At 69.1% G+C, this 6,183-nt stretch carries 7 protein-coding genes and 1 tRNA gene; 2 read left to right on the top strand and 6 right to left on the bottom strand.

Annotated features, from left to right (window positions below):
• Positions 1–104: 104 nt before the first annotated feature.
• The 6 genes from WMK75_RS17850 to WMK75_RS17825 form a co-directional block, all read right to left on the bottom strand.
• Positions 105–533, bottom strand: coding sequence for a hypothetical protein (locus WMK75_RS17850; protein ID WP_347268933.1), 429 nt, complete (start codon positions 531–533; stop codon positions 105–107).
• Positions 534–571: 38 nt separating this feature from the next.
• The gene (locus WMK75_RS17845; protein WP_347268932.1) at positions 572–1,321 is read right to left on the bottom strand and encodes a TerB family tellurite resistance protein; all 750 of its coding nucleotides are present in this window, start codon (positions 1,319–1,321) and stop codon (positions 572–574) included.
• Positions 1,322–1,383: 62 nt separating this feature from the next.
• Positions 1,384–2,208 (bottom strand): sulfate ABC transporter permease subunit CysW, encoded by an 825-nt coding sequence (gene cysW / locus WMK75_RS17840; protein ID WP_347268931.1) that lies wholly within the window; start codon positions 2,206–2,208, stop codon positions 1,384–1,386.
• On the bottom strand, positions 2,205–3,050 hold the full coding sequence (cysT, locus tag WMK75_RS17835) for a sulfate ABC transporter permease subunit CysT (RefSeq protein ID WP_347268930.1): 846 nt from the start codon (positions 3,048–3,050) through the stop codon (positions 2,205–2,207). The genes cysW and cysT overlap by 4 nt, the downstream gene beginning before the upstream one ends.
• Positions 3,047–4,042, bottom strand: coding sequence for a thiosulfate ABC transporter substrate-binding protein CysP (cysP, locus tag WMK75_RS17830; protein WP_347268929.1), 996 nt, complete (start codon positions 4,040–4,042; stop codon positions 3,047–3,049). Before cysP ends, cysT begins: the two co-directional genes overlap by 4 nt.
• Positions 4,042–5,142, bottom strand: coding sequence for a sulfate/molybdate ABC transporter ATP-binding protein (locus tag WMK75_RS17825; RefSeq protein ID WP_347268928.1), 1,101 nt, complete (start codon positions 5,140–5,142; stop codon positions 4,042–4,044). Before WMK75_RS17825 ends, cysP begins: the two co-directional genes overlap by 1 nt.
• A 272-nt stretch (positions 5,143–5,414) precedes the next feature.
• Between WMK75_RS17825 and WMK75_RS17820 the strand changes: the two genes are divergently transcribed.
• Together WMK75_RS17820 and WMK75_RS17815 are read left to right on the top strand one after the other, a co-directional pair.
• Positions 5,415–5,906, top strand: coding sequence for a GNAT family N-acetyltransferase (locus tag WMK75_RS17820; RefSeq protein WP_347268927.1), 492 nt, complete (start codon positions 5,415–5,417; stop codon positions 5,904–5,906).
• A 36-nt stretch (positions 5,907–5,942) separates the two neighbouring features.
• Positions 5,943–6,019: transfer RNA gene (locus tag WMK75_RS17815), tRNA-Arg, on the top strand.
• Positions 6,020–6,183 lie beyond the last annotated feature (164 nt).

The following is a 6,183-nucleotide window of genomic DNA, read 5'->3' as shown; positions in this document are numbered from 1 at the left end:
AGAAACTGGCGGCGTAGAAACCAACCCGATCCACCTTAGCCAAGCCGCCAAACTGTCTCACCAGGCGGCACCACCTCAGTATGAGCCCTGAGGCCCCGCAAACCCTACAGCTCGATCTCGCGCGCCGGGTCGCGTGGCGGCAGGTTCGGGGGGGTGTCCTCGGGGGGCGGGCGCAGCATGTCGCGCAGGTTCTCGCCCAGGGGGGGCGGGGGCGGTGCGTCTGGGCGGCGGCGGATCAGGATGTCGCCGTTTTCCAGCCGCTCGGGCGCCTGATAATTGGCGATGTCATCCATCAGCCTGGCGACATCCTCAAGCGCCGGCGCGACCGAGCCGAAGACCCCGCCCAGATCGCGGCCCAACTGGTCGAGATGCGGCTGCGCCTGGTCGAGCAGGTTGCGCATGAAATCCTCGATCACGCCGCCGAACCCTTCGGCCGGGGGGCTGTCGGCCGGGGGCGGCTGATAATCCTGCGCCACGCCGGGGCCGGTGGCGGCAAGGGCCAGGCAAAGGGTCAGGGCGGCAGATCTGCGCATCAGGGCGTCCCGTTCGGCTGTGTCCCGGTCAAACCCGGTCAGGGGTGGTGCGGTTCCCTGCCATGGGCGGCATCGCCCGCATGCAGGGCACGAAAGGCGTCCCAGGCCTCGTTCAGGGCGCGGGTGCGGGCCTCGGCCAGCCTGATCGCCTCGGGCGGCAGGCCGCGGGCGATGGCGCGGTCGGGGTGGCTTTCGCGGATCAGATCGCGCCAGCGCCGGCGCGCCTCGGGCAGGGGCGTGTCGGGGCGCACGCCCAGCACCTCGCAGGATGGGCAGCCCCAGCGACGGTCGTGGCGGGCGCGGATCGCCGCCAGTTCCACGGGCTTGAGGCCGAAGATGCGCGCCACCTCCTCAATGAAGCCGATCTCGGCGGCGTGCAGGTCGCTGTCGGCGACGGCGATGACGAAGAGCCCCTCGATGACATCGGCCAGCACCGGATCGCCCGGCGGGAACATGGCGGCGATGCGCCTGGCCCAGGCGTCGAAACCGGCCACGTCCTGGCGCGCCAGGTCGAAGACGCGGGCGGCGTTGCGCTCCTCGGCGCGCGGGATGATGAAGACGCGGCGAAAGGCCGCGACCTCCGAGCGGGCCACGGCACCGTCGGCCTTGGCCAGCTTGGCCCCCAGCGCGATGACGGCGATGGTGAAGGCCACGGATTTCTCGGGCGGCGTCGCGGGTTTGCGCGCGCCGACGATCGCCGCCAGCCGGTCGGCGATGCGCTGCCAGAAGCTGCGCGGCCTGGGCAGTTCCGGGCAGGGCTGGTGCGGATCGGGGGCGGCGGCGTCCATGCCCGGCAGCCTAGGCGCGGCGCCGGGGCAAGTCCACCGGCAAAGCGGCGCCGGTGCGGGGGTCAGGACCGGGTTTCAAGCGCCGCCTTGATCACCAGAACCAGCAGCGCGATCGCCGTCAGCGTCGTCGCCGCCGCGAAGGCGCCGGTGGTGTTCAGGTCGTTGAACATCAGCTCGATCTGCAGCGGCAGGGTGTTTGTCTGGCCGCGGATCGCCCCCGAGACCACCGAGACGCCGCCGAATTCGCCCACCGCCCGTGCCGTCGCCAGCACGGCGCCGTAAAGCAGCGCCCAGCGGATGTTGGGCAGGGTGACGCGGGAAAACACCTGCCAGCCGCGCGCCCCCAGCGTCACCGCCGCCTGTTCCTGTTCCGAGCCCTGCGCCTGCATCAGCGGCAGCACCTCGCGCGCGACGAAGGGCGCGGTGACGAACATGGTGACCATGACGATGCCGGGCAGGGCGAACATGACCTTGATGTCATGGCTTGCCAGCCACGGACCCCAGAACCCCTGCCGGCCATAAAGCAGCAGGTAGCAGATGCCGGCGATGATCGGCGAGATCGAGAACGGGATCTCGATCAGCACCATCAGCGCCTTGCGGCCCGGAAAGCGAAAGCGCGCGATCGCCCAGGCGCTGGCGATGCCAAAAGCGATGTTCACCGGCACCACGATCACCGCGACCAGCACGGTCAGCCAGATCGCGTGCAACGTGCCCGGATCGACGAAATTGGCCAGATAGACCGCCCAGCCCTCGGCCAGCGCCCGCCAGAAGATGAAGGCCAGCGGCGCCACCACCAGGATGGCGGTCAGCACGACCGCAAGCCCGATCAGCAGTCGCGGCAGCACGCGGTCTTGCCCGGGGGCATGGGTCAGGGCGACGGCGCTCATCGCTGGGGCTCCAGGTGGCGGGCGGCGCGGAACTGCAGCCAGTTCGACAGTGCCAGCAGCAGCAGCGCGATCAGAAGCAGCACCAGCGCGATGGCGGCGGCGCCCTGGTAGTCATATTCCTCAAGCCGGATATAGGCCAGAAGCGCGGCGATCTCGGTCTTGAAGGGCAGGTTGCCGGCGATGAAGATCACCGCGCCAAATTCTCCCAGCGAGCGGGCGAAGGCGACGGTCGAACCCGCCAGCCAGGCCGGCAGGATCGCCGGCAGCACCACGCGGCGAAAGATCGCGAAAGGCCGCGCCCCAAGCGTCATCGCCGCCTGTTCAAGCTGCGGGTCCAGATCCTCAAGCACCGGCTGCACCGCCCGCACCACGAAGGGGATCGAGGTAAAGACCATCGCCAGCGTGACGCCCGCCAGCGTATAGACCAGTTCGATCTCCAGCATGGCCAGCGGCGCCCCGAACCAGCCATTCGCCGAGTAAAGCGCGGTCAGCGCGATGCCCGCGACCGCGGTCGGCAGGGCAAAGGGGATGTCCATCAGCGCGTCCAGGATGCGCCGGCCGGGAAAGTCGTGGCGCACCAGCACCCAGGCCATCAAGAGCCCGTAGAGGGCGTTGAAGACCGTGGCCAGCGCCGCGGCGGTCACCGTCACCCGCAGCGCTGCCAGGGTGCGGGGCTGAGTGATGATCTGCCAGAAACGCTGTGGCCCGATCTCGGCCCCCTTCAGGATCAGCGCCATGACCGGGATCAGGATGATCAGCGCGACATAAAGCAGCGTCGTGCCGAGACTCAGCGAGAACCCCGGCAGCACGCGCTTGCCGCGGATGGCGGCGGCGGCGGTCATTTGTTCACGAACACCCGGTCAAGGATGCCGCCCTCGGCCAGATGCTCGGCCTGGACCCTGTCCCAGCCGCCAAAGACCTCCTCGACGGTCAGCAGCCTGACCTCGGGGAAATCGGCGGCGTGCTTTTCCGCCACGGCCTTGTCGGTGGTGCGGTAATTGTGGCTGGCGAGGACCTCTTGCGCCTCGGGGCTGTAGAGCCAGGCCAGATAGGCGTTCGAGACCTCGGCCGAGCCGTTCCTTTCGGCATTCTCGGCCACCACGGCGACCGGGAAGGCGGCGAAGATGCTGGTCGAGGGCGTCACCGTCTCATAGCCCTGATCGGCATATTGCTTGGCGATGCCCTTGGTCTCGGCCTCGAAGGTCACCAGCACGTCGCCGATCTCGCGTTCGGTGAAGGTCTGGGTCGAGGCGCGCCCACCGGTGTCAAAGACCGGGACATTGGCAAAGATCCTGCCGACGAATTCCTGCGCCGATTCAGGTGTGGCGCCGGGCTGGGCCAGCGCAAAGGCATAGGCCGCCAGATAGGTGTAGCGGGCGTTGCCGCTGGTCTTGGGGTTCGGGAACACCGGCTGCACGCCCTCGCGCGCCAGGTCCGACCAGTCCTTGATGCCCTTGGGATTGTCCTTGCGCACCAGGAAGGCGGGCAGCGAATAAAAGGGCGAGGCGCCGTTGGGCAGGGCTTCGCGCCAGTTTTGCGCCACCAGCCCGCCCTTGGCCAGCACATCCACGTCGGTTTCCTGATTGAAGGTCACCACATCGGCCGGCAGCCCTTCAAGGATCGCACGCGCCTGTTTCGAAGACCCGGCGTGGCTTTGGTCGATGGTCACCTCATGGCCGGACTTGCCCTTCCAGAAGGACTGGAATCCGGGGTTCAGCGCCTCGAAGACCTCGCGGCCGACATCATAGCTGACGTTCAGGATCTTGTCCTGCGCCAGCGCCGGGGCGGCGCCCAGAAGCAGGGCCAGCGCGGCGGTTTGCAGCTTGCGGATCATCACAGGGCTTTCTCCTTCAGGGGGATGTCGATGGCATGGGCCGGCGCGGGCGCGCGGCGCGGGTCGGCAAAGATGGCGCCCGCCTCGGCACGCAGGCTGACGCGGCTGCCGGGGTGCAGGCCCTGTGCCTCGGGGGCGCGGCGCGGCAGGTCCACGGCGATGGCGGTCGTGCCGTCGCCGATCTCGAGGCGCAGCACGGCGCCGTTCGAGCTGAGCCGCGCGATGCGCCAGCGACCCTGCGGATCGGCGACGGGGGTGATGTCGTCGGGGCGCAGGAACAGGCTGGCGGGACCGTCGGGCAGGGCGCGGCGCGGCAGCCGGCCGGCATCCAGCCCGGTGGCCAGGGCCCGGCCCGCCTGCAGCATCACCGGCAGTTCCACCGTGGCGCCCATGAAGCGGGCGGTAAAGGCATTGGCGGGGTGGTCGTGGATCTGGTCGGCGCTGCCGATCTGCTCGATCCGGCCTTCGCCCATGATCACCACGCGATCGGCCAGTTCGAATGCCTCTTCCTGGTCGTGGGTGACAAGGATGGTGGTCGAGCCGGTTTCTTCGTGCAGCCCGCGCAGCCAGGCGCGCAGGTCGCGGCGCACGGCGGCGTCCAGCGCGCCGAAGGGCTCGTCAAGCAGCAGCACCGTGGGCTGGATCGCCAGCGCCCGCCCCAGCGCCACCCGCTGGCGCTGCCCGCCGGACAGCTGCGCCGGATAGCGCCCGCCCAGATGCGCGATCTGCAGGAAATGCAAGAGCTCGTCGACCCGGGCGGCGATGGCGGCCTTGCCCGGGCGCAGCCGGCGCGGCCGCACGCTCAGCCCGAAGGCGATATTGTCGCGCACCGTCATGTGCGGAAACAGCGCGTAATGCTGAAAGACGAAACCGATGCGGCGATCCTGCGCCGCCAGTTGCAGCCAGTCCGCGCCATGCACCGTCAGCCCGCCCGCGTCCGGCCATTCCAGCCCGGCGATGATCTTGAGCAGCGTCGTCTTGCCCGAACCCGATGGCCCGAGCAGCGCCACCAGCTCGCCCGACTCGATGGTCAGGTCGATGCCGCGCAGCACGCTGGTGCCGCCAAAGCTCTTGGACATGTTCTCGATGACGATGGACATCGGCCTCTCCGCATTTCGCCGGCCAGAGGTAGCGGCGCCCCGGGGCACGGGCAAGGCGCAGGCACGCCCGGCAGGGGTGCGGGCGGCGAAGGATGTTTCGCGCCGCCGCCGCCGCCGGACCAGCGTTCCGCCGCGCGGGCCGGTGGCGGGAAAACCGTCCGGCCCGTGCCGGCCGCAGCGTGGCGATCGTCCTTATTTCGTCCCGCCGCGGCCCTTGCGCAAACCGATGGGCTTTTACTAGGGTCCGCGCCAAGCCCAGCAAGGAGACAGGCATGACCGCCGCGAATCTGACCATCGCCGAGGAAAGCCCGCTGGGCGAGGATCTGGGCCTGCTGTTTCAGCGCCACACCGCCGACATGCACGCCGATACCCCGCCCGAGTCGATCCACATGCTGCCGCGCGCCGCGCTGGTCGATCCCGCCATCGCCTTCTTCGTGCTGCGCGAGGCCGGCCAGCCGGTCGGCATGGGCGCGGTCAAGCGCATCGCCCCCGACCACGGCGAGATCAAGTCCATGCATATCCTGGTCGAGACCCGCGGCCGCGGCCATTCGCGCCGCATGCTGCGGGCGCTGATCGCGCACGCGCGCGCCGTGGGCATGGCGCGGCTCAGCCTCGAGACCGGGGTGCAGCCGACCTTCATCGCCGCGCGCGGGCTTTATGCGCGGGCCGGCTTTGTCGAATGCCCGCCCTTCGGCGACTATGCCCCCGACCCCAACAGCCTGTTCATGACCCTCGATCTGGGCGCCCGTTCCGGAAACGGTTGATTCATCGCGCCGCCTGCGCCATGACTGCGCGCATGCGGCCCCGTAGCTCAACTGGATAGAGCAAGTGACTTCTAATCACTAGGTTGGGCGTTCGAGTCGTCCCGGGGTCGCCACCACTCCTTCACAATCAAGCCAACCTGCTGTATCCCTTGCGCATTCCGGTTTGGGTGGGGGATTGGGTTTGGCGCTTCACGATGATGTTCAGAGGTGGTGCCGCCTGGTGAGACAGTTTGGCGGCTTGGCTAAGGTGGATCGGGTTGGTTTCTACGCCGCCAGT

Source organism: Paracoccus sp. (in: a-proteobacteria), assembly GCF_039808215.1.
Lineage (GTDB): Bacteria > Pseudomonadota > Alphaproteobacteria > Rhodobacterales > Rhodobacteraceae > Paracoccus.
This window is presented reverse-complemented; position numbering and strand designations above follow the sequence as displayed.